Below are 259 nucleotides of genomic sequence, written 5' to 3'. Positions count from 1 at the left end.
GCGGAATCGAACGAGGCGGCCATCCGCATGGCGAAGCTGGTGACCGGCAAGCACGAGATCGTCGCGTTCTCCAAGAGCTGGCACGGCATGACCGGGGTTGCCGCGTCCGCCACCTACAGCGCAGGGCGCAAAGGCTACGGTCCCGCGGCGGTCGGCTCGATCGCGATCCCGGCGCCGAACAGTTTTCGCCCGCGCTTCAAGAAACCCGACGGCTCGCTCGACTGGCAGGCCGAGCTCGACGATGCCTTCGCCCTGGTCG

At 68.3% G+C, this 259-nt stretch carries 1 pseudogene; it reads left to right on the top strand.

Annotated elements, in window-relative coordinates:
- Positions 1-259 (top strand): annotated as a pseudogene (locus tag KVT37_RS32350) (aspartate aminotransferase family protein); the annotation flags it as partial.

Origin of the sequence: Mesorhizobium sp. GbtcB19, assembly GCF_019091085.1 — a bacterium.
Taxonomy (GTDB): domain Bacteria; phylum Pseudomonadota; class Alphaproteobacteria; order Rhizobiales; family Rhizobiaceae; genus Mesorhizobium.
Note: the sequence above shows the minus strand (reverse complement) of the source record. Positions and strands in the feature narration are given on the sequence as shown.